Annotated in this window: 16 protein-coding genes; 6 read left to right on the top strand and 10 right to left on the bottom strand. The window is 67.0% G+C overall.

Features of this window, described 5'->3' with window-relative positions; all coding sequences use genetic code 11:
* Nucleotides 1–9: 9 nt before the first annotated feature.
* From ACFFU4_RS01135 to ACFFU4_RS01115, 5 genes are read right to left on the bottom strand one after another with little or no spacing between them, the layout of a single operon-like run.
* On the bottom strand, nucleotides 10–402 hold the full coding sequence (locus ACFFU4_RS01135) for a PTS sugar transporter subunit IIA (protein ID WP_377066190.1): 393 nt from the start codon (nucleotides 400–402) through the stop codon (nucleotides 10–12).
* Nucleotides 399–1,301, bottom strand: a complete 903-nt coding sequence (gene rapZ / locus ACFFU4_RS01130; RefSeq protein ID WP_377066188.1) for an RNase adapter RapZ — start codon at nucleotides 1,299–1,301, stop codon at nucleotides 399–401. The genes ACFFU4_RS01135 and rapZ overlap by 4 nt, the downstream gene beginning before the upstream one ends.
* An 18-nt stretch (nucleotides 1,302–1,319) precedes the next feature.
* Nucleotides 1,320–1,781, bottom strand: a complete 462-nt coding sequence (locus ACFFU4_RS01125; protein ID WP_377066186.1) for an HPr kinase/phosphorylase — start codon at nucleotides 1,779–1,781, stop codon at nucleotides 1,320–1,322.
* A gap of 6 nt (nucleotides 1,782–1,787) precedes the next feature.
* Nucleotides 1,788–3,500: an ATP-binding protein gene (locus tag ACFFU4_RS01120; RefSeq protein WP_377066184.1), complete on the bottom strand. Its 1,713-nt coding sequence runs from the start codon at nucleotides 3,498–3,500 to the stop codon at nucleotides 1,788–1,790.
* On the bottom strand, nucleotides 3,500–4,201 hold the full coding sequence (locus tag ACFFU4_RS01115; RefSeq protein ID WP_377066182.1) for a response regulator transcription factor: 702 nt from the start codon (nucleotides 4,199–4,201) through the stop codon (nucleotides 3,500–3,502). The genes ACFFU4_RS01120 and ACFFU4_RS01115 overlap by 1 nt, the downstream gene beginning before the upstream one ends.
* 380 nt (nucleotides 4,202–4,581) lie before the next feature.
* On the opposite strand from ACFFU4_RS01115, the gene ACFFU4_RS01110 reads away from it, so the two are divergent.
* Both ACFFU4_RS01110 and ACFFU4_RS01105 read left to right on the top strand, forming a co-directional pair.
* The gene (locus ACFFU4_RS01110; RefSeq protein ID WP_377066180.1) at nucleotides 4,582–6,180 is read left to right on the top strand and encodes a phosphoenolpyruvate carboxykinase; all 1,599 of its coding nucleotides are present in this window, start codon (nucleotides 4,582–4,584) and stop codon (nucleotides 6,178–6,180) included.
* Between the two features lie 337 nt (nucleotides 6,181–6,517).
* Nucleotides 6,518–8,197, top strand: a complete 1,680-nt coding sequence (locus ACFFU4_RS01105; protein ID WP_377066178.1) for a BCCT family transporter — start codon at nucleotides 6,518–6,520, stop codon at nucleotides 8,195–8,197.
* Nucleotides 8,198–9,035: 838 nt separating this feature from the next.
* Here the strand turns inward: ACFFU4_RS01105 and ACFFU4_RS01100 are convergent.
* Together ACFFU4_RS01100 and ACFFU4_RS01095 are read right to left on the bottom strand one after the other, a co-directional pair.
* Nucleotides 9,036–11,900 (bottom strand): DNA translocase FtsK, encoded by a 2,865-nt coding sequence (locus ACFFU4_RS01100; RefSeq protein ID WP_377066176.1) that lies wholly within the window; start codon nucleotides 11,898–11,900, stop codon nucleotides 9,036–9,038.
* Between the two features lie 19 nt (nucleotides 11,901–11,919).
* Complete coding sequence (locus ACFFU4_RS01095; protein ID WP_377066174.1) at nucleotides 11,920–13,098, bottom strand: aminotransferase class I/II-fold pyridoxal phosphate-dependent enzyme; 1,179 nt, start codon at nucleotides 13,096–13,098, stop codon at nucleotides 11,920–11,922.
* Between the two features lie 221 nt (nucleotides 13,099–13,319).
* Here ACFFU4_RS01095 and ACFFU4_RS01090 point away from each other — a divergent pair, with 221 nt between their 5' ends.
* Together ACFFU4_RS01090 and ACFFU4_RS01085 are read left to right on the top strand one after the other, a co-directional pair.
* Nucleotides 13,320–15,377, top strand: coding sequence for a calcium-binding protein (locus ACFFU4_RS01090; RefSeq protein ID WP_377066172.1), 2,058 nt, complete (start codon nucleotides 13,320–13,322; stop codon nucleotides 15,375–15,377).
* 51 nt (nucleotides 15,378–15,428) lie between these two features.
* Nucleotides 15,429–16,283, top strand: coding sequence for an SDR family oxidoreductase (locus ACFFU4_RS01085; RefSeq protein WP_377066170.1), 855 nt, complete (start codon nucleotides 15,429–15,431; stop codon nucleotides 16,281–16,283).
* A gap of 111 nt (nucleotides 16,284–16,394) precedes the next feature.
* Here ACFFU4_RS01085 and groL read toward each other — a convergent pair whose 3' ends face one another.
* Complete coding sequence (gene groL, locus ACFFU4_RS01080; protein ID WP_377066168.1) at nucleotides 16,395–18,041, bottom strand: chaperonin GroEL; 1,647 nt, start codon at nucleotides 18,039–18,041, stop codon at nucleotides 16,395–16,397.
* A 52-nt stretch (nucleotides 18,042–18,093) separates the two neighbouring features.
* Entirely contained in the window at nucleotides 18,094–18,405 is a 312-nt protein-coding gene (groES, locus tag ACFFU4_RS01075; protein ID WP_377066166.1) for a co-chaperone GroES, read from the bottom strand.
* Between the two features lie 256 nt (nucleotides 18,406–18,661).
* Here groES and ACFFU4_RS01070 point away from each other — a divergent pair, with 256 nt between their 5' ends.
* Nucleotides 18,662–19,231 carry an exopolysaccharide biosynthesis protein gene (locus ACFFU4_RS01070; RefSeq protein WP_377066164.1) on the top strand — a complete coding sequence of 190 codons (570 nt, stop codon included), beginning with the start codon at nucleotides 18,662–18,664 and terminating at the stop codon, nucleotides 19,229–19,231.
* A gap of 20 nt (nucleotides 19,232–19,251) precedes the next feature.
* Here ACFFU4_RS01070 and ACFFU4_RS01065 read toward each other — a convergent pair whose 3' ends face one another.
* Nucleotides 19,252–20,160 carry a hypothetical protein gene (locus tag ACFFU4_RS01065; protein WP_377066162.1) on the bottom strand — a complete coding sequence of 303 codons (909 nt, stop codon included), beginning with the start codon at nucleotides 20,158–20,160 and terminating at the stop codon, nucleotides 19,252–19,254.
* 285 nt (nucleotides 20,161–20,445) lie between these two features.
* Here ACFFU4_RS01065 and ACFFU4_RS01060 point away from each other — a divergent pair, with 285 nt between their 5' ends.
* Complete coding sequence (locus tag ACFFU4_RS01060; protein WP_377066160.1) at nucleotides 20,446–21,366, top strand: manganese-dependent inorganic pyrophosphatase; 921 nt, start codon at nucleotides 20,446–20,448, stop codon at nucleotides 21,364–21,366.
* Nucleotides 21,367–21,482 lie beyond the last annotated feature (116 nt).

Here is a 21,482-nt window from a genome sequence, read left to right as displayed (position 1 = left end):
CGCTTGTCCTCATTCCGGTGAAACGTTGTGGCTGTCGATATATTTGCGCCCCGCCTCAAGCGCCGCGCGCACCGCCACCGGCAGCGGGTTGTGACGGCTCTTGGCCAGCTTGATCAGCATCGGCAGGTTGACCCCGTAGAGAATGCGCCGGTCATCGGGCCGGCACGCGCGCAGCGACAGGTTGGACGGCGAGCCGCCGAAGATGTCGGTCACCACCACCACGCCGTCGCCGCTGTCCACCGCGTCGGCGGCGGCGCAGATCTCGTCCTGCTTGTCGGCGCGGTCGTGATCGCCCTCGACGGCGACGGCCACGATGCCGCCCTGCGCGCCGACCACATGCTCGACCGCCCTGAGATATTCGCGGGCCAGCCCGCCATGTGCCACGATCACGATCCCGATCATGACCGCCCTTCCCCCGGCTCCCGCCGCTCCAGTTCCCGATGCCTTAATGACACCGGCCAGCCTTGCTGTGCAAGCCTCGCCCGCAGGAATTCGGCCACCGCGACCGAGCGGTGCTGCCCGCCGGTACAGCCGGTGCCGATGGCGAGATAGGCCCTGCCCTCGTCCTCGTGCGCGGGCAACAGCAGATCGAGCAGCGCATTCAGCCGGTCGAGGAACGGGGCCAGGCGCGGGTCGTCGCGCAGAAACGCCTGCACCGCCGCATCGCGCCCGTCGGCGGCGCGCAGGTCCGGCTGCCAGTGCGGGTTGTCGAGGAACCGGCAGTCGAACACCATGTCGAGCCCGCGCGGCAGCCCGCGCTTGTAGGAAAACGACTGCACCGACACCGACAGCCGTTTCGCGCCCGCCGGCGCAAACCATCGTTCGAGCTCGGCGCGCAGGTCATGCGGCGACATGTCGGAGGTATCCACCAGGATATCCGAGCGCGCCCGCACCGGGCCGAGCAGGTCGCGCTCGCGCGCGATGCCGTCCTCGGGGCTGCCCTCGGGCGAGAGCGGGTGCCGCCGCCGCGTCTCGGAAAACCGCCGCACCAGGATATCGGGGCGGCAATCGAGATAGAGCACCTCCATCTCGCCCGGCGCCCGTGCCGCATCGCCGTCGATCACCTCCAGCAGCGCGCAGGTCGAGAAATCGCGGTTGCGCACATCGATCCCCAGCGCCAGCGACGTGTCGAGCCCCGGCCCGGCAAAGAGCCGCGGCAGCAGCGACAGCGGCAGGTTGTCGATCGCCTCGAAGCCGATATCCTCCAGAACGTGGATGGCGGTGCTGCGCCCCGCCCCGGACGGACCGGTGACAAGGACCAGCCTGCGGGGATTTTCGGCTTCGGCAAGGGGCGAGGGCATGATCGGCGACCTTCGTTGCTATTCCAGCACTCCAAACTTCAGATAGAGCAGGATCGCCGCCGGAAAATGCGCGTGCCCCGATCCGTGAACCAGCGGCAGCGCCGCCCCCGCGACCCGCGTCTCGCGCAGCGGCGGCAGGCGCCCGGTCTCCTCGCGGTCGAGGTCGATCGCCAGCGCCAGCGGGCACGGGCCCGCGGCGGGCAGGCGCAACAGCCCCACGCCGCGCGCCTCGATCCGCCCGCGGATCGTGGCGGGCGCGTCGGCCATCACCTGCGCCCCCGCGCGCCAGAGCCGCGTGCGGTCGTCGGCCACCAGATCCGCGCCCAGCGCGATCAGCCGCAGCGCCAGCCCCGACTTGCCGCTGCCCGCCGCCCCGCGAATGAGCGCGGCCCGCCCGGCCTGCGCGACACAGCTCGCATGGACGGTCAGCCCCCCGGCATCGTCCCCGGCATCGTCCCCGGCCTCTGCCGCGCGGGCCATCCCGGCTCAGACCGGCAGGCCGACGACGAACCGCGCGCCCAGCGGCTCGGACGTCGCGTCGGCATGGGTGGGGCGGATGTTCTCGGCCCAGATCACGCCGTCATGCGCCTCCACGATCTGCTTGGAAATCGCCAGCCCCAGCCCCGAATTGTTGCCGAACTCGCCCTCGGGCCGCTCCGAGTAGAAGCGCTGAAAGACCTTGTCGAGCGCCTCCTCCGGGATGCCGGGTCCGGTATCCTCGACCACGATCAGCACGCGGTTGGCGCGGCGGCGCGCCCAGATGCGGATCGCGTCGCCCTCCTCGCAAAAGCTGATGGCGTTGGTGATGAGGTTGACAAACACCTGCGCCAGCCGTGCCTCCAGCCCGGTCACGACGATCGGAGTGCCGGGGAAATCGGTGATGAACTCGACCCCCTTCTTGCCCGCCTCCTCGCTGAGATACTGCGCCAGGTTCTGCAACAGCGCCACCAGGTCGAACCCTTCCTGCGCCTCCTTGACCAGCTCGGAATCGAGGCGCGAGGCGTTGGAAATGTCGCTCACCAGCCGGTCGAGCCGGCGCACGTCGTGCTCGATCACCTCCAGCAGCCGCTCGCGCTGATCCTCGCGCTTGGCGATGCGCATCGTCCCCACCGCCGAGCGCAGGCTCGCCAGCGGGTTCTTGATCTCGTGGGCCACGTCGGCGGCGAATTGCTCGTTGGTCTCGATCCGGCTGTAGAGCGCGCCGACCATGCCGCGCAGCGCACCCGACAGCCGCCCGATCTCGTCGGGCCGCGCGGTCAGGTCGGGGATGCGGATGCGCCCGCCGCCACGCCGCCCGCGGTTGCGCTCGCGCCCGATCTCGGCGGCGGCGGCGAGATCGGCCAGCGGGTTGGCGATGGTCGAGGCCAGCACCAGGCTCAGGCCGATGGAGATGAGCGTGGCGATGAGGAACATCTGCAACACCCGCTCGCGCTCGGCCGCCGAGATGCGGGCAACGTCGCCCGAGCTGTCCACCAGCACCACCGCGGCCACCGGCGTGGTGCCGCGCATCACCGGCGCGGCGGCGCGCAGCACCGTGTCGTCGCCGCTCTCCGAGGCGCGCACCTGCGCCCCCCCGGAGACCGCCGCATCGACCAGGTCGCGCAGCGATGCCATCGCGTCGGGGGCCGGGTCCTGCGCCCCGTGCGTCGAGAACGGCACCGAGATGACATCCCAGATCCGGCCCAGGACATCCGTCAGCGGCGTGGGCGGCATATTGCCGGTGACCGCCGAATCCGCCGGCGCGCCCGCCGTCTGCCCCAGCAGCAGCCCGGTGCGGTCAAACAGGAACGCCTCAAGGTCCGGCCGCAGATCGAGCCGCGCCAGCGTGTCCCCGACATCGAGGCCGTCGCCGGTGGCGAGGTTCACCGGCGCGGTCTGCGGCAGCCGCGCGGCGACCACATCGGCGGTAAGCGCGGCACGGTCGCGCAGGCTCTCGACATGCTGGCGCACCAGCGTGTCCTGCGTGCCGTTGAGATACAGGATACCGATGACCAGCACGTTGAGCGCGATCAGGTTGAAGGACACGATCTTGCGGGTCAGCGCCGAACGCCGCAACGACAGCCAGCCGCGCCGCGCCCGCCGCTCGGTCAGCTCCGCCTCCTCGATACGGTCCGGCGCGACGAAATCGTCCCCAAGGACGAGGTCGCCGTCCCTGCGCGCGCGCGCATCACCCACGTTCATCCCCTCGGCCAGGGTCATCATTCCTCGTTGTAACGGTACCCGATCCCGTAGAGCGTTTCGATGGCCGAGAATTCGGGATCGACCATCCGCAGTTTCTTGCGCAGGCGCTTGATGTGGCTGTCGATGGTGCGATCGTCCACATAGACCTGATCGTCATAGGCCACGTCCATGAGCTGATCGCGGCTCTTGACGAAGCCGGGCCGCTGCGCGAGCGCCTGCAACAGCAGGAATTCGGTCACGGTAAGCGACACGTCCTGCCCCTTCCAGGTCACCGCGTGGCGGGCCGGGTCCATGCGAAGCTCGCCGCGCTCGATCACCTTGTTTTCCTCGCTCTCGGTGAGCGCGCCGCCGGCCACCACCTCCTGCCGCCGCAGAAGCGCCCGGATGCGTTCGACCAGAAGCCGCTGGGAAAACGGCTTTTTCACATAATCGTCGGCCCCCATGCGCAGGCCGAGCACCTCGTCGATCTCGTCATCCTTGGAGGTCAGGAAAATCACCGGCATCCGCGATTTCTGGCGCAGCCGCTGCAACAGGTCCATGCCGTCCATGCGCGGCATCTTGATGTCGAGCACCGCCATGTCCGGCAGTCGCTTGCTGAAGGCGTCAAAGGCCTGCTGGCCGTCATTGTAGGTTTCGACCTCGAAGCCCTCGGCCTCGAGCGTCATGGACACCGATGTCAGGATATTCCTGTCATCGTCCACAAGGGCGATCCTCGACATTGCTCATTTTCCCCATACTGCTCTGAGTTTCTGATTTTTTTTGTCATTATGCGCCTTTTGCGCGCTGCGGATCAATCCAAATCTGCGAATCAGCCGGGTTGCCCGCCCCGATTGGAGCGGAATTTCCTTGAGAATGGCTGAATTGACTCACTTTTGCCGCATGCGGCGGCGCGTGGTTCCGCTAACACCGGGGTGATTGCGCTAACTTGACGATGGTTGCGCTAACTGCCGCAAACCCGGCTGTTATTTCCCGAAAGCGTCGTGTTAAGACGCGCACAGCCGGGCACGACGCCCGACCGACGCCGCATCTCGGCGCCCCACTTGATCCGCCCCGGCTCTTGCCCGGGCAGACGCATTTGGTGAACAGGAGCTAAGCAGACATGACACTCGGACGGGTGAACCCGAATTTCCGGCTGGAGGATCAGGGCATCACGGGGCTGGGCACGGTCCACTACAACCTCATCGAGCCGGCGCTGATCGAGGCGGCGCTGAAAAACGGTGAAGGCACGCTCGGCCGCGGCGGCGCGTTCCTCGTCTCGACCGGCAAGTTCACCGGCCGCTCGCCCAGGGACAAGTTCGTCGTCCGCTCCGCCACCACCGAAGACACCATCTGGTGGGACAACAACGGCGCCATGGAGCCCGCGAAGTTCGACGCGCTCTATGACGACATGATCGCCCACCTCGCCGGACGCGACGTCTATGTCGAGGATCTGGTGGGCGGGGCCGACCCGGCGCTCGCCATCAACGTGCGCATGATCACCGAACTGGCCTGGCAAAGCCTGTTCAACCGCACCATGCTGCGCCGCCCCGAACGCGACGCGCTCGATCATTTTACCGCCGATTTCACGTTGATCAACTGCCCCGGCTTCAAGGCCGACCCGGCCCGCCACGGCTGCCGCTCCGACACCGTGATCGCGATGAATTTCGACCGCAAGCTGATCCTCGTCGCCAACACCGAATACGCCGGCGAGAACAAGAAATCCATCTTCACCCTGCTCAACTACCTGCTCCCCGAGCAGGGCGTGATGCCGATGCACTGCTCGGCCAACCACGCGCCCGACAACCCGGTCGATGCCGCCGTCTTCTTCGGCCTATCGGGCACCGGCAAGACCACCCTTTCGGCCGATCCCGCGCGCACCCTCATCGGCGATGACGAGCATGGCTGGTCCGAGCGCGGCACCTTCAATTTCGAGGGCGGCTGCTATGCCAAGACCATCAATCTCGACCCCGATGCCGAGCCCGAGATCTACGCCACCACCTCGAAATTCGGCACCGTGGTCGAGAACATGGTGTTCGACCCGGAAACGCTGGAGCTCGACTTCGAGGACGATTCACTGACCGCCAACATGCGCTGCGCCTACCCGCTGCACTACATTTCCAACGCCTCCGAGACGGCGCTGGGCGGGCACCCCAAGAACGTCATCATGCTGACCTGCGACGCCTTCGGCGTGCTGCCGCCGATCGCGCGGCTGACGCCGGCGCAGGCGATGTACCACTTCCTGTCGGGCTTCACCGCCAAGGTCGCGGGCACCGAGCGCGGCGTCACCGAGCCGGAGCCGACCTTCTCCACCTGTTTCGGCGCGCCGTTCATGCCGCGCCGCCCCGAGGTCTACGGCAACCTGCTGCGCGAAAAGATCGCCAAGCACGGTGCCACCTGCTGGCTGGTCAACACCGGCTGGACCGGCGGCGCCTATGGCGTGGGCTCGCGCATGCCGATCAAGGCCACCCGCGCGCTGCTCACCGCCGCCCTCGACGGCTCGCTCGGCGAGGTGGAGTTCCGCAAGGACGATAATTTCGGCTTCGAGGTGCCGGTCGAGGTGCCCGGCGTCGCCGAGGTCCTGCTCGACCCCCGCCGCACCTGGGACGACGCCGACGCCTACGACGCACAGGCGGCCCGGCTGGTCCAGATGTTCGCCGACAATTTCGCCCAGTATGTCCCCTTCATCGACGACGACGTGAAGGCAGCGGCCATCGGGTGAGAGCGGCGGGCGGGGGCGTCCTGTCGCCACCGCCCCCCGCACCTGCGCCCCGGATCGCCCGCGAGAAGGCAAACCGCGCAGCAACGCCCGGGTGCCTCTTGTGGCCGCTTCAAATATATGGCGACATGACCTGACCCGCCCGGCGGCTTTGCGCAGTGAGCGGGCTTTGCAAAGTTTGGGCAGTTTCCCAACAGCGGACCTTCAAGCTGGATGCAGCGAATGCCGGGTGAGAGCCCAAATGACCCGTTTTGTGCCGGGGTGGAGCTTGGCTTAGCCCTTGAGAGTGCGACAGCCATCGGGACGCCGTTTAGGTTGCCAATCGGACAGGGAGGAACGGATGGCCCAGCCTGTTAGTTCGACGACGATGCTTGGTGAAGTCGGTGCCGTTTTTCGCGTGTCGGTTGCGATCATTGTGATCTTCGTACTGACCGCTGCTATCGCGCCCGCAGCGATGGAGACTGCGGCGCGGGCAGTGCTGCACGCGACAGCGGTGAACGTCGGCTGGATGTACCTGTTGGTCATGACAGGATTTGTCTTTTTCGTGCTGTTCCTTGGCCTGTCGCGGATAGGGACCATAAGATTGGGGGCCCAGGACGAGCGGCCCGAATTCTCATTTCAAAGCTGGCTCGCGATGATCTTTTCGGGCGGCATGGGCGTTGGCCTCGTGTTTTGGGGCGTGGCCGAGCCGATGATGCACTTCAACGCCCCTCCACTCGGCACCGGGCTTCCGCGCACGGCCGAGGCGGCACAGACCGGCATGCTCTATGCCTTCTTCCACTGGGGACTGCACCAGTGGGCGACTTTTGCGCTGGTGGGGCTCGCCCTCGCCTATGTCCGGTTTCGCCACGAAAGCCATGGCTTGATAAGCGAAACCTTCCGCCCGCTTTTGGGAACCCGCGTGGATGGCGGCTGGGGTAAGGCCATTGACGTGCTGACGGTCGTCTCGACGGTATTCGGCGTGGCCACGACGCTGGGGCTTGGGGCGCTGCAGATCAACAGCGGAGTCTCACAGTTGACCGGTATCCCCTACGGCTTCCCGGCGCAACTGGTGATCCTCGCTGTTGTCGGTATGCTCTTCACGCTCTCGGCGATGACCCCCCTCGACCGTGGCGTAAAGCTATTGAGCAATGCCAATATGATGCTCGCGGCGGCGCTTATTGGCGCGGTGCTGCTCTTTGGGCCAACCTCCTTCATCTTTGGGGTCTTTACCCAAACCCTGGGCGAGTATCTGGGCAACGTGATCCAGATGAGCCTTGTCACCTCGCCCTATTCGAATGGCGCGTGGGTTGAGCAATGGACCATGTTCTACTGGGCTTGGGGGCTGAGCTGGGCGCCGTTTGTCGGAAGTTTCATCGCCCGGATCTCGCGCGGGCGAACCATCCGCGAATTTGTCCTGGGCGTAATGATCGTGCCGGTGGCACTGAGCATGCTGTGGTTTTCAACCTTCGGCGGGGCGGCCATCCAGTTCGAGATCTTCGAGAATGCCGGTATCGCCGACGCCGTTGCGGCCGAGGTTCCGGCCGGGCTCTACGCACTGCTCGACCAATTGCCTGCCAGCGAGGTGCTGACCTTCGCATCCATCGCGCTTGTCGGCATGTTCCTCGTGACCTCGGCCGACTCTGCCACTTTCGTGCTTGGCATGTTCACATCGAAGGGCGTGCTCAACCCGACACGCGCGGTTCGGGTGCTCTGGGGCTCCTTGCAGATGGTGATGGTCGTGGTGCTGCTTCTGGCCGGCGGTCTCGAGAGCCTGCGTACCGTTTCGATCATCGCGGCCTTTCCGTTCATGCTTCTGATGATCCTGCTCGCGGTCTCGCTTTACAGCGATCTTTCGAAGGAGATCGCAACCCGCGATGAGAAAGCGCAGCTTCTCGAACGGCGGATCGAGCGCCTGCTGTTGCGGGAAGCCGAACGCGACATGGCTGCACAAGCCGAGGCCGAAGTTCATCCAACAGTTCCCGAAGACTCTGACGGGACAGCCTTACCCAGTTCCGAGGAGGACAGCGTCAGTAATTGAAAATCCGACGGCGCCGGTGATTGTTCGCTCTTTGTGGTCTTCTCAAGGGTGAAAGAGCATTGCTTGCAGTTGCCCCTCGCTAGGCGCTCTCCTCGCGGCCCGAGTAATACCACCGATGCCAATCCCTTTTGTACGTTCTTAGAGCATGTTGCTCAAAAGTGGGAACCGGTTTTTAGCTCCTTGAACATGCGGAATCAAGGAGTTGGAGCGTGTCGCATGAATGCGAATGAACGCGGGCACGCTCTTGCAGGGCGCTAAAGGCGTCAGGCTGCAGGTGCGTTTCGCGGCATCGGCATCAGTCGGCTTTGTCCCGCATTGTGTGAGTTCGAGACCTGCGCGGCGAAGGTCGACTATCGCAGTTTCGGGCCAAGGCAAGTGGGTCCGCTTCGGGCTGACAACTGCTATTCGCACCCGCAGCATCTGACCCACGGGCAACCGCCACGCCCGTTCCCGCCCCCTCATCCGACTGTTTCTTTCAGGGATAGCCGTCCCACGCCCAGCCCCGGGCATCCCCCGCCCCTCTCCTGCCGAACGGAGGGCGCGCGACAGGGTGTCGCGCCGGGGCCATTCGGGCCGCCCCAACGGGCACCGTCACGGTGCCCCTCCCGAACCTTGCGGTTCGTCCACTGAGCCGTGCGGTTCGCGCCCACGTCAGGGCGTCGTCCCCCCCGCCATCAGGACCACCCGGACCCGCACCACCGGGCCCACCGGGGCCAGCGCCGTCCCGACGCCCCCGGAGCGACGCGCGCGGCTGACACCCCCTTGGGGGGAGCGGACGGGAAAGGCCCTCTCCGAAAAACATTCTGTCTTTCAGTGGGTTGCCGGATTTCACAGGGACCTATTGCGGCTCGGGCACCAGCACCTCGCGCTTGCCGACATGGTTCGCCGAGCTCACCACGCCCTCGTCCTCCATCTGCTCCACCAGCCGCGCGGCCTTGTTGTAGCCGATCGCCAGCTTGCGCTGAATATAGGAGGTCGAGCATTTTCGGTCCCGCGCCACAATCGCCACCGCCTGATCATAAAGCGCGTCCTCGCCCTCGGTATTGCCGCCGGTCGACAGCCCCAGCTTGGCATCAATGGAATCGGCGGTCTCGTCATCGGGGCCCTGCAGCACGCTGCCCACGTATTCGGGCGGGCCATAGGCCTTGAGGTGACTGACCACCTCCTCCACCTCCTCGTCGCTGACAAACGGCGCGTGACAGCGGGTGATCCGCCCGCCCCCGGCCATGTAGAGCATGTCGCCCATCCCCAATAGCTGCTCGGCCCCCTGCTCGCCCAGGATGGTGCGGCTGTCGATCTTGGAGGTCACCTGAAAGCTGATCCGCGTCGGGAAATTGGCCTTGATCGTGCCGGTGATGACATCGACCGAGGGGCGCTGCGTGGCCATGATGAGATGGATGCCCGACGCCCGCGCCATCTGCGCCAGACGTTGGATGCAGGCCTCGATTTCCTTGCCCGCGACCATCATCAGATCGGCCATCTCGTCGACGATGACAACGATGAAGGGCATCTTCTCGGGCGCGAATTCCTCGGTCTCGAACACCGGCTCACCGGTCTCGTCGTCAAAGCCCGTCTGCACCGTGCGGCTGAACATCTCGCCCTTGCGCAGCGCCTCGTCCACGCGGGCGTTGTAGCCGTCGATGTTGCGCACGCCCATCTTGGACATCTTGCGATAGCGGTCCTCCATCTCGGCCACCACCCACTTGAGCGCCACCACCGCCTTCTTGGGGTCGGTCACCACGGGGCTCAGGAGGTGCGGGATGCCGTCATAGACCGACAGTTCCAGCATCTTGGGGTCGATCATGATGAGACGGCACTCATCGGGGGCAAGCTTGTAGAGCAGGCTCAGGATCATGGTGTTGATCGCCACCGACTTGCCCGAGCCGGTGGTCCCTGCGATCAGCAGATGCGGCATCTTGGAGAGGTTGGCGACCATCGGATCGCCGCCGATATCCTTGCCCAGCGCCAGCGGCAGCTTCTGATGGCCGTCGCCATAGGCGCGGCTCGACAGGATCTCGCGGAAATTGACCATCTCGCGGTTGTCATTGGGCAATTCGATCCCGATCACCGAGCGCCCCGGCACGGTCGAGACCCGCGCCGACAGCGCCGCCATCGACCGCGCGATATCGTCGGCGAGCCCGATCACGCGGGACGCCTTGAGCCCCGGTGCAGGCTCCAGCTCGTACATCGTCACCACCGGGCCGGGGCGGACGCTGACGATCTCGCCCCGGACGCCGTAATCGTCGAGCACATTCTCCAGCATCCGCGCGTTCTGCTCCAGCGCCTCGTCGCTCAGGTGGTGGCGCTGCACGGTCGCCGGGTCGGTCAGCAGCGACAGCGGCGGCAGGTCATAAGCTGCCTCCTCGGCGGCAAAGGGCAGCGCGGGCTGCGCCTCTTCCATCGCGCGGGCCGAGGGCTGTGCGGGTTTTCGCGGCGGGTGCTGCACCACCTTGCGCGGCTCGGGGACCGGGATGCGCGGTCGCCCCGTCGCGCCCGGCGCGGGCTCTGCCGCGCCCATGTCCATCTCCGGCTCCGGCTCGACACGCATGTCATCGTCACCGGGCGCGGGCGGCACCGACAGGCCGGGCGCGCCCGGCCCGGTCAGCGGCGGCTCGGGCGGCAGCGACGCGCGCGGGCCGTCGTTCAGGATCAGCGGATCCGGCCCGCGGCCCCGTCCCCCGGTCAGCGGCGCGGCCGGGTCGGGCCGCATCGCAGGGGCCTGCCGCACGCGGGCGCGGATTACGTCCGAAATGCGCGCGCGGATGCGATCCTCCGGCGGGGCGTCGGCGGCGTCAGCGTCAGCGTCGGTCTCGACCAGTTCCGGCTCGGGCATCGCCTCGGGCTTGCGCAACAGGCCCGGCATCCGCGCCAGCAGCCCGCCGGGCTTCTCCGCCGCCTCGCCGGTGCCCGCCGGCGCGGCCAGCACCGGCTCGGCGCGGCGCACGCGGGCCGCCGCGTCCTGCGGCCCCGTGTCCGCCGCGTCCTGATGCGGCGCCTCATCCGCGGCCCCGCGCCCGCGCATCGCCCGCCCTGCCCCGGCAAGGCCGTTGATGCCGCGCGCCAGCACCGCCCGCAGCACCGCATAGCTCATCACCAGCCCGACGATCAGGAACCGCAGGAGGCGCCGCAGTTCCGCCCCGTCAAGACCCAGCACAAACGCCCCGCTGACCAGCACCAGCGCACCCAGCACCAGCGTCGAGAGGCGCAGCCCCAGCCCCGGCTCGACCGGCATGAGCCCCAGCAGCGTGCCCAGCACCGTGTCGCCAAAGAGACCGCCAAGGCCAAAGCTGTGATGCGCCGCCCATGTATCGGGCGGGGCCAGCGTGGCGCAGTAGAGCGACAGCACCGCCACCCAGACCGGCGCAAAGATGAGCCGCCCGGGCGCGCGCTCGCCGCCCGCGTGCGCCACCAGCCGCGCGCCCCAGACCAGCGGCAGCACCGCCAGCCCCCAGCCACCGAAGCCGATGATCATGTAGAGCGGGGCCGCCACCGACGCCCCGGTCACGCCCAGCAGGTTCTTCACCGGCGCGTCGGTCGCCGCCATCCAGCTCGGGTCGGTGGGCGCGTAGGACCACAGCGTCGCCCCCGCCACCACCGCCACGCCCAGCAGGATCAGGCCGATCAGTTCCTTGCCGCGCCTGCCCAGCGCCCGCGCCAGGGTGCTGTCGATCAGCGGCTCGCGCCCGCGTGTCTGATATGCCATCTGCGTTCCTCGTCTCCGCTCATCCGTAGAGACAGCCGCATAGGCGGCTCAGCCCGTGCGCCATCTCTTCCTCGGGGGCCACCATCGCCACCCGCACGAATTCCTTGCCCGGATTCACCCCGTCCGCATCCTGCGCCAGATAGGCCCCGGGCAGCACCCGCACCCCCGTCTCGCGCCACAGCCGCAGCGCCGCCTCCTCGCCATCCGCGACCGGCAGCCACAGGAAGAACCCGGCCTCCGGCGGGCAGTAGCCGGGCACCCCCGCCATGATCCCGTCGGCGCGGGCGTATTTGCGCGCGTAGAGGCGGCGGTTCTCCACCACATGCGCCTCGTCCGCCCAGAGCCGGGCGGCGGCGTGCTGCAACGGCATCGGCAGGGGCGACCCCGCGTAATTGCGCAACTGCCGCATGTGGCGGATGCTCTCGGGTCCGGCGGCCACAAAGCCCGAGCGCAGCCCCGGCACGTTCGACCGCTTCGACAGGCTGTGAAAGGCGACGATCCGCTCGGGATCGGCCCCCATCTCATGCGCCACCTCCAGCACGCCCACAGGCGGGCCGTCGCGGTAGATCTCGGAATAGCATTCATCGGCGAAGATGCGGAAATCGTGCTTTTCGGCCAGCCAGATCACCTCGGCCCAATACGCGCGCGAGGCCACCGCCCCCTGCGGGTTCGACGGCGAGCACAGATAGGCCACCGTCACCCGGTCGAGCACCTCCGGCGCCACCGACGCGAAATCCGGCAGATGGCCCGTGGCCCCGGTGGCGTTGAGAAACACCGGCTCCGCCCCGACGCTGAGGGCGGCGACCATGTAGACCTGATAGAACGGGTTCGGCACCAGCACCGCGGGCCGCTTGCCCCGCTTTGCCTCGGGGCAGAGCGCCATCATCGCGTTGTAAAGCCCCTCGCGCGTACCGTTCAGCGCCATCAGCCGCGTTTCGGGATCGAGCGCCACGCCATAACGCCGCTCCAGCCACCCGGCGGCAGCCTCCAGCAGCGCGGGCATCCCCTCGTTCACCGGGTATTGCCCGAAGCCCGCGGCGTTGGCCGCGATCTCGTCGGTGATCCAGTCGGGAAAGGCGTGTTTAGGCTCGCCAATGGTCATGTGCACGACCTCGCCGCCCGGCGCATGCGCGTCGAGAAGCGCCCGCAGGCGCGGGAACGCATAGGCCGGTAGGTTCGAAAACCGCTCGGGAAACATCGGATATCTGCTTTGCTGCCTCGAATGCGGGGCATTTTTCGCCCCATTTTCAATGAATCTACTCCAGTCGGCGGGTTCAGGTCCAGAAAAACCAAGGACTTGACAGGCGAATTGTGACATTTCGGCACGGCCCGCACCGCATCCGGCGATGGCCACACCGCGGGCCGCCGCCTATACTGCCCCCGGATCACGACCCACGGGGGCAAGGAGAACGATTCACCATGCGTGCCGCCTTCCGCTCCGGCCTGACGGGTCTGGCGCTGTGCCTCGGGCTGGCCCTCGCGCCCGGCCCCGCCCGGCCCGAGACCGCCCCGCCCGGCACCGGCCTTGCCGCGCCCGGCCTCGCGATCGGACTGAGCGGCATCGCGGACACCAGCACCCAGCAGCCGTTCATCGACGTGATGAAGACCGCCCGTCCGTGGACCGGCCGCGGCGCGCGCGGTGCCGTCCCCACCGCCGGCCTGCGCGCGGGCGGCTATCTCGACGCGACCGGCTGGCCCACCGCCCTGCCCGACGGGGCGCGGGCGCTCGAGAGCCTGGTGCTGACCGATCAGCCCGAGGCGGCCACATATCTCGGCGGGCGCTACCTGCTGCGCTACACCGGCGAGGGCGTGCTGCGCGTCACCGGGCGCGCCGACAACGTCCGCTACAATTACGACACCCGCGAGATCCGCTTCGATTACACCCCCGGCGAGGGGTCCGTCCTGCTGCGCCTGCGCAGCACCGATGCCGGCAACCCGCTGCGCGACATCACCATCGTGCACGAGGATCACCTTGCGCTGCACGCGGCGGGGGCGGTGTTCAACCCGCTCTGGATCGACCGCATCGCAGACCTTCGCCTGCTGCGCTTTACCGACTGGCAGCTCACCAACGGCTCGGAGCAGGTGACATGGGCGGACCGCCCCACGCCGCAGGACGCCACCTACGGCTGGCGCGGCGTGCCGGTCGAGGTGATGACGGCGCTCGCCAACCGGATCGGGGCCGACCCGTGGGTCAACATGCCCGACGCCGCCGACGACGCCTATATGCGCGCCTTCGCGCGCCACATGCACGACCATCTCGACCCCGGGCTCAAGGTGCATGTGGAGTATTCCAACGAGATGTGGAACGTCGCCTTCCCGCAGGCGATCCGTGCGCAACAGGCCGCCACCGCGCTCTGGGGTGCGGACGCGGGCGACGACGGCTGGCTGCAATTCGCGGGCATGCGCGCGGCGCAGATGGCCGGTATCTGGCGCGCGGTGTTTGACGATACACCGGGGCGGCTGTCGGTGGTGGCGGGCGTGCCCACCGACTGGCCGGGGATGGAGACACCGATGCTCACCGCCCCGCTCGCCCAGGCGGGCGGGCAGATCGGCGCGGCCCCCGCCACCCGCTTCGACGCCTACGCCGTCTCCGGCTATTTCGGCCAGGAACTCGGGACCGAGGACATGGCCGCCACGGTGACACGCTGGATCACCGCCAGCCGCGCCGTGGCCCGCGCCCGCGCCGTCGAGATCGGCACCGACCCGGCGGCGGCGGTCGCGGCGCGGGGCCACGACCTCGCCTTCGACCTCGCGGCGCAGGCGATCCGGCAGGGCTCGCTGGACACGCTTCTGACCGAAACCCTCCCCTACCACGCGGAGGTGGCGGCGCGGCACGGGCTGGACCTCGTGATGTACGAGGGCGGCAGCCATGTGGCGGGCCGGGGCGCGGTCGCGGACAACGCCGCGCTCACCGGGTTCTTCACCTCCTTCAACCACTCGGCGCGGATGGGCACGCTCTACGAGGAGCTGCTCGCCGGATGGCGCGCGGCGGGCGGAACGCTGTTCAACGCCTTCGTCGACGTGGCCCCGGCCTCGCGGTGGGGGAGCTGGGGCGCGCTGCGCCATCTTGGCGACGACACGCCCCGCTGGCAGGCACTGATGCGCGCCAACGCGATGCCGCCGCACTGGGACGACCCGCGCCCGCCCGGCACCTTCCTGCACGGGGTGCTGCGGCGCGCGGGCGACGGGGCCGCGGCGCTCGCGGGGACGGCCAAGGCCGACATCCTGATCGGCGGGCCGGGCGACGACGTGCTCACCGGGCATGGCGGCGATGACCGGCTGCATGGCGGCGCGGGCGCGGATACCGCGGTGCTGCCGGGGCGGCGCGCCGATTACGCCGCCGCGCGTGAGGGCGCGCGCGTGATCCTGACCGCGCGCGGCGGCACGGTCACGCTGGTTGCCATCGAATCGGTTGCGTTCAGCGGCACACCGGGCGCGGCCATTGCCCTCGCCGATCTGATCCGCGGCGCACGGTAGGACCGGCACGCCCCCTTGCCAATCCCGCCCCGCCGCGCGATGACAGGGGCCATGGGCAAGGTGCTTTTCTCCTTCGGTCACGGCTATTCGGCCCGCGCGCTGGCACGGCACCTCGCGCCGCGCGGCTGGCGCATCTACGGCACCACGCGCAGCCCCGAGCGCGCCGAAACCTTGCGCGCCGAAGGGGTCACGCCGCTGCTGTGGGACGGCGATGACATCGCGGACGCGCTCGCCGAGGCCACCCACCTGCTCAGCTCCGCCGGGCCCACCGAGGCGGGCGACCCGGTGCTGGCGCGCCACCGCGACGCCATCGCCGCCGCGGCACCCCGGCTCGACTGGGCGGGCTACCTCTCCACCACCGGGGTCTACGGTGACCATCAGGGCGGATGGGTGGACGAGGACACGCCGCTCACCCCCTCCACCGAACGGGGCAGGCGCCGCGTCGCCGCCGAGGCGGACTGGCAGGCCATCCCCGGCCTGCCGCTGCACATCTTCCGGCTCGCGGGGATCTACGGCCCCGGCCGCGGCCCGTTCGAAAAGGTGCGGCAGGGCACGGCGCGGCGCATCGTCAAGCCGGGGCAGGTGTTCAGCCGCACCCATGTCGACGATATCGCGCAGGTGCTCGCCGCCTCCATCGACCGCCCCCGCCCCGGCGCGGTCTACAACCTGTGCGATGACGACCCGGCCCCGCCCGAGGACGTGATCGCCCACGCCGCCGAATTGCTCGGCCTGCCGGTGCCGCCCGAAGTGCCCTTCGACGACGCCGATATGAGCCCGATGGCCCGCTCCTTCTACGCCGAATCGAAACGCGTCTCGAACCGGCGCATCAAGGACGAGCTGGGCGTGCACCTCCTCCATCCCGACTACCGCAGCGGGCTGCGCGCGCTGCTGGCCGAAGAGGGCTGAGCCCGCCACTTCATCTTGCCATAAATATCCAAGTGGCAACTGAGTTCCCGAACGAAAAAGGGCCGCGCACCGCGCGACCCTTTCCCTTGGCTTCAAAGGCCGGGGGCTGACTTACATCATGCCGCCCATGCCGCCCATGTCGGGCATGCCGCCGCCGCCACCGCCGGCGCCTTCTTTCTGCGGCTTGTCGGCCACCATCGCCTCGGTGGTGATCAGCAGGCCGGCGATCGAGGAGGCATCCTCGAGCGCGGTGCGGACCACCTTGGCCGGGTCGATCACGCCGAACTTGAACATGTCGCCATATTCGTCGGTCTGCGCGTTGTAGCCGAACTTGAGGTCATCGCTCTCGCGGATCTTGCCCGCGACGACCGAGCCGTCCACGCCCGCATTCTCTGCGATCTGGCGCAGCGGCCACTCGAGCGCCTTGCGCACGATGGCGATGCCCGCGTTCTGATCGGTGTTGGCCCCGGTCAGACCGTCGAGCGACTTGGCCCCCTGCACGAGGCTCACGCCGCCGCCGACGACGATGCCTTCCTGCACCGCGGCACGGGTCGCGTTGAGCGCGTCATCGACGCGGTCCTTGCGTTCCTTCACCTCGGTCTCGGTCATGCCGCCGACGCGGATCACGGCAACGCCACCGGCGAGCTTGGCCACGCGCTCCTGGAGCTTCTCGCGGTCATAATCCGAGGTGGTGTCCTCGATCTGGGTGCGGATCTGGGCAACGCGCGCCTCGATCTCGTCCTTGCTGCCGTGACCGTCGACGATGGTGGTCTCGTCCTTGGTGATGTTCACGGTCTTGGCCGAGCCGAGCATGTCCATGGTCACGCTCTCGAGCTTCATGCCGAGGTCTTCGGAGATGACCTGGCCGCCGGTCAGGATCGCGATATCCTGGAGCATGGCCTTGCGGCGGTCGCCAAAGCCCGGTGCCTTGACGGCAGCGATCTTGAGGCCGCCGCGCAGCTTGTTCACGACGAGGGTCGCGAGCGCTTCGCCCTCGACATCCTCGGCGATGATCAGGAGCGGCTTCTGGCTCTGGATCACCTGCTCAAGGAGCGGCACCATCGGCTGGAGGCTCGACAGCTTCTTCTCGTGCAGCAGGATGAGGCAGTCATCGAGCTCCGCGATCATCTTGTCGGAGTTGGTCACGAAGTAGGGCGACAGGTAGCCACGGTCGAACTGCATCCCCTCGACCACCTCGGTCTCGGTCTCGAGGCCCTTGGCTTCCTCGACGGTGATGACACCCTCGTTGCCGACCTTCTGCATCGCGTCGGCGATCATCTGGCCGATCTCGGCTTCGCCGTTGGCCGACACGGTGCCGACCTGTGCCACTTCTTCCGAGTTCTCGACCTTGCGGGCGGCGGCCTTGATGTGTGCGACGACCTTGGTGGTCGCAAGGTCGATGCCGCGCTTGAGATCCATCGGGTTCATGCCCGCGGAGACGGCCTTGACGCCCTCTTTCACGATGGCCTGGGCCAGCACGGTCGCGGTGGTGGTGCCGTCGCCGGCCTCGTCATTGGTGCGGCTGGCGACTTCTTTCACCATCTGCGCGCCCATGTTCTCGAACTTGTCTTCCAGCTCGATTTCCTTGGCGACAGAGACACCGTCCTTGGTGATGCGCGGCGAGCCAAAGCTCTTTTCCAGCACCACGTTGCGGCCCTTGGGGCCAAGCGTCACCTTGACCGCGTCGGCCAGGGTGTTGACGCCCTTGACCATGCGGTTGCGGGCGTCGGTATCGAATCGTACGTCTTTAGCAGCCATGTTCGGATACTCCTGATATCTTGTTGTTTCCGGGTCAGACGAAGCGCGGCCTTCAGGCGGCTTTCGCGGCCTTGTCGGCGTCGATGATGCCCAGAATGTCGCTTTCCTTCATGATCAGCAGCTCTTCACCGTCGATCGTGACCTCGGTGCCCGACCACTTGCCGAACAGCACCGTGTCACCGGCCTTCACGGCCATCTCGATCAGTTCGCCATTGTCCTTGCGCGCGCCGTCGCCCACGGCGACGATCTCGCCCTGTTGCGGTTTTTCTTTTGCGGTCTCGGGGATGATCAGGCCCCCGGCGGTTTTTTCTTCGCTCTCCACGCGGCGGACGAGCACGCGGTCATGCAGCGGTTTGAATGCCATCTTCGAGGCTCCTTGGCTCAAGGTTTCCCTATTGAATGACCCCCGGTGGGGGTCATTAGCACTCACTCCATCCGAGTGCTAACGGCGCAGAAGTAGGCAGCGCCGTGACATCTGTCAACTCCCTCCTTCGACAAAAACGCATGGCGGGCGGCCGCTGGATATCGCAGCCGCAAGCGGCTATCTGCAAGACATGCTCCACCCCGACGACAAAGCCGCCCCCATGTGCACCGAATCCGCGCCTTCGCATGACAACCTCATGCGCCTGCTCGACCGGATCGAGGCCGAGACCGGCGACGGCGCGGTGTCGGTGCGCGAGGTGCTGGCCATCCTCGGCCCGCGCGCCTTCACGCCGATGCTGCTGGTGCCAAGCCTCGTGCTGGTCTCGCCCGCCTCGGCCATCCCCGGCGTTCCCAGCCTGCTGTCGGCGCTCGTGGGGCTGGTGGCGTTGCAGATGCTGCTGGGGCACGATCGGATCTGGCTGCCGCGCGTGCTGCTCGACCGCGCGCTCGACGCGGATCGTTTCGCCCGCGTCCTGCGCGCGCTGCGCGGCCCGGTCGCGTGGATCGACCCGCTGATAAACGAACGGCTGACATGGCTCACCGACAAGCCCGGCAACATCCCCGCGCTGGCGATCTGCGCCACCGTCTCGTTCTTCATGCCGCTGATCGAGTTCGTGCCCTTCCTCACCTCGATCCTCGCCGGGGCCATCGCACTCTTCGCCACCGGCATGTTCGCCCGCGACGGGCTGTTGGTGCTTGTGGGCTATGGCCTCGTCTCGGGCGGCGTGGTGCTGGTGACAGGGGCGGTGCAGGCGGTGGCGGGCTGAGTGAAAAAAGGTATATCAAATCAGTAGCTTGAGTTCCAGAGGGGCGTTATGGTCTCGATTGGGCCAGGAGCGGCACCCTCACTTAACGCCCTTAGTAGGATACTGCGGAGAATAAAGAATGACTCCTGCACATCCTCTGGCTTTGGCTGATGACCGGCATGTGCCGCCTCGCCGCGTGCTTTGCAAAGATGAATAACCCTTTGATAAAGTTTGTCACCTTGCCCACTGGATGTTCCAGAGTAAGCTCGTATAGATCGGGCTAGTTGTTTTGTCATGTCTTGTCGGCCTGGGCGCATTAGTGCTTCTGCGGCAGCCCATATGGCGATCATCTGTGCGTTAAAAGATGGAAGCCACCACACACTGTTTGCAAGATTAAAGGCAGAGTTGAACTGGTCGCAGTGTAGCAACACCTGCATAGGATCAAGTAGTTTCTCGATCGCTGTGAGGAGGTTATCGTTGAGCGGCACCGGATGGATCGGCCAGTCCATCGGCGGTTCTAGTTGCATAACGGTAACGTCCTTAATTTCCGACATTTTTGAAAAGGGGATGTTCGAGCAAATCGGAGCTCGGACGGGCGAGCCAGCAACTAGCCGAATGAGCGAAACAATATTTTGGGACTGAATCAGTCGGTCAACGTTGCTCTCGCTCTGTCTTCGAAGAACCATTTCGACAGTTGCTTCTTCAATCACCCCCGGCGTGCTAACCGCATGCAAAGGCGCGGGATGGTGAGCGCGCTCATGTATTGGGGGGGATGTTGCAAGCATCGGATGTGCGAAGGTGTAAGCGTAGGTTTGCCGCAGTTCTATGTCGGGAGCGATAAGTCGTTCGTGCTCTATGACGGCCCTAGAAATGGCAACGTAGAGATCGCCAAATGGATCAATCGTCCGCCGCAGCCGGCCAGCCTTCGTAGGCTTGCTATCCTCTTGCATTTATTCGGCCCAGAGTTAATCGACCAAGACGGCTACATCTTAGAATTAACAGGGCGGATTGCCCATAGGGAAGGTCCGAGGGGGCTCCCAGCCGTCGCCTAACCGTTTCGCCCAATGCTGCTGGACCTCTGCCCAAGACCCTGCATCCACTCGGCGTCTCATGCCAGGTGGCGCCCAAGCAGCAGCCCCGCGCCGCTTTCGCCGCAGCGCAGCATTCCCGGGTGACAATCCCCCCCGACACCCCTATAAGGCGCGCGAAACACCCGCAGCATTCAGGACAGACCCATGACCACACTCGTCTTCGGCCACAAATCCCCCGATACCGATTCCACCGGCTCGCCCCTCCTCTGGGCGTGGTATCTCAACGAGGTGCAGGGCGGCGATGCCGAGCCCGTGCTCCTCGGCGAGCCCAACACCGAGGCCGCCTTCATGCTCGACCGCTGGAACCTGCCCAAGCCGCGCATCATCGACGGCCTAGAGGCCGGTCAGCCCTGTGTCGTGGTGGACACCAACAACCCCGCCGAGTTGCCCGACGCGATCAACGACGCCGACCTGCGCGCGATCATCGACCACCACAAGCTCGTCGGCGGGCTGGAAACGAAAGGGCCCATCGACATCACGGTGCGCCCGCTGGCCTGCACCGCGACGATCATGGTCGATCTCATGGGCGACGACGCCGCGAAAATGCCCGAGGCGATGAAGGGCGCGGCGCTGACCTGCATCCTGTCAGATACGCTCGAATTCCGCTCGCCCACCACGACTGACCATGACAAGGCGGTGGCCGAGCGCCTCGCCGCCGATCTCGGCATCAATATCCCCGACTACGCCGCCGAGATGTTCGCCGCCAAGTCCGACGTGTCGGCCTTCTCCGATGCAGAACTGCTGCGGATGGATTCCAAGGAATACGAAGTCGGCGGCAAGGCATTCCGCGTCAGCGTGCTGGAGACGACCGCGCCGACCACCGTGCTCGACCGCAAGGCCAGCCTGATGGACAGCATGACCACCGTCGCCGCCGAGGATGGCGTCGATCAGGTGCTCCTCTTCGTGGTGGACATCCTCAACGAAGAGGCGACGCTTCTGGTCCCGAACGATCTGGTCAAGACCGTCGCCGAGAAGAGCTTTGGTGCCACCGTCTCGGGCGACGTGGTGGTCCTGCCCGGCGTGATGAGCCGCAAGAAGCAGATCATCCCCAACCTCACGGTCTGAAATCGCACCGGATTCGCACCGGATTCGCACCGCCGGAATACCGACGCGATACCGACACGGTACCGACACGAAAAAAGGCCCGCGGGGGACACAGTCCGCGGGCCTTGTCATGTCCG

Origin of the sequence: Roseovarius ramblicola, from assembly GCF_042430665.1 — a bacterium.
Classification (GTDB): domain Bacteria; phylum Pseudomonadota; class Alphaproteobacteria; order Rhodobacterales; family Rhodobacteraceae; genus Roseovarius; species Roseovarius ramblicola.
The sequence above is the reverse complement of the archived record's forward strand: the minus strand, read 5'-3'. Positions and strand labels throughout refer to the sequence as shown.

What these genes read in the sequence shown, in the direction of transcription:
- ACFFU4_RS01135 (WP_377066190.1), bottom strand. Translation starts at nt 402, where the DNA reads ATGATCGGGATCGTGATCGTGGCACATGGCGGGCTGGCCCGCGAATAT.
- rapZ (WP_377066188.1), bottom strand. Translation starts at nt 1,301, where the DNA reads ATGCCCTCGCCCCTTGCCGAAGCCGAAAATCCCCGCAGGCTGGTCCTT.
- ACFFU4_RS01125 (WP_377066186.1), bottom strand. Translation starts at nt 1,781, where the DNA reads ATGGCCCGCGCGGCAGAGGCCGGGGACGATGCCGGGGACGATGCCGGG.
- ACFFU4_RS01120 (WP_377066184.1), bottom strand. Translation starts at nt 3,500, where the DNA reads ATGACCCTGGCCGAGGGGATGAACGTGGGTGATGCGCGCGCGCGCAGG.
- ACFFU4_RS01115 (WP_377066182.1), bottom strand. Translation starts at nt 4,201, where the DNA reads ATGTCGAGGATCGCCCTTGTGGACGATGACAGGAATATCCTGACATCG.
- ACFFU4_RS01110 (WP_377066180.1), top strand. Translation starts at nt 4,582, where the DNA reads ATGACACTCGGACGGGTGAACCCGAATTTCCGGCTGGAGGATCAGGGC.
- ACFFU4_RS01105 (WP_377066178.1), top strand. Translation starts at nt 6,518, where the DNA reads ATGGCCCAGCCTGTTAGTTCGACGACGATGCTTGGTGAAGTCGGTGCC.
- ACFFU4_RS01100 (WP_377066176.1), bottom strand. Translation starts at nt 11,900, where the DNA reads ATGGCATATCAGACACGCGGGCGCGAGCCGCTGATCGACAGCACCCTG.
- ACFFU4_RS01095 (WP_377066174.1), bottom strand. Translation starts at nt 13,098, where the DNA reads ATGTTTCCCGAGCGGTTTTCGAACCTACCGGCCTATGCGTTCCCGCGC.
- ACFFU4_RS01090 (WP_377066172.1), top strand. Translation starts at nt 13,320, where the DNA reads ATGCGTGCCGCCTTCCGCTCCGGCCTGACGGGTCTGGCGCTGTGCCTC.
- ACFFU4_RS01085 (WP_377066170.1), top strand. Translation starts at nt 15,429, where the DNA reads ATGGGCAAGGTGCTTTTCTCCTTCGGTCACGGCTATTCGGCCCGCGCG.
- groL (WP_377066168.1), bottom strand. Translation starts at nt 18,041, where the DNA reads ATGGCTGCTAAAGACGTACGATTCGATACCGACGCCCGCAACCGCATG.
- groES (WP_377066166.1), bottom strand. Translation starts at nt 18,405, where the DNA reads ATGGCATTCAAACCGCTGCATGACCGCGTGCTCGTCCGCCGCGTGGAG.
- ACFFU4_RS01070 (WP_377066164.1), top strand. Translation starts at nt 18,662, where the DNA reads ATGCGCCTGCTCGACCGGATCGAGGCCGAGACCGGCGACGGCGCGGTG.
- ACFFU4_RS01065 (WP_377066162.1), bottom strand. Translation starts at nt 20,160, where the DNA reads ATGCAAGAGGATAGCAAGCCTACGAAGGCTGGCCGGCTGCGGCGGACG.
- ACFFU4_RS01060 (WP_377066160.1), top strand. Translation starts at nt 20,446, where the DNA reads ATGACCACACTCGTCTTCGGCCACAAATCCCCCGATACCGATTCCACC.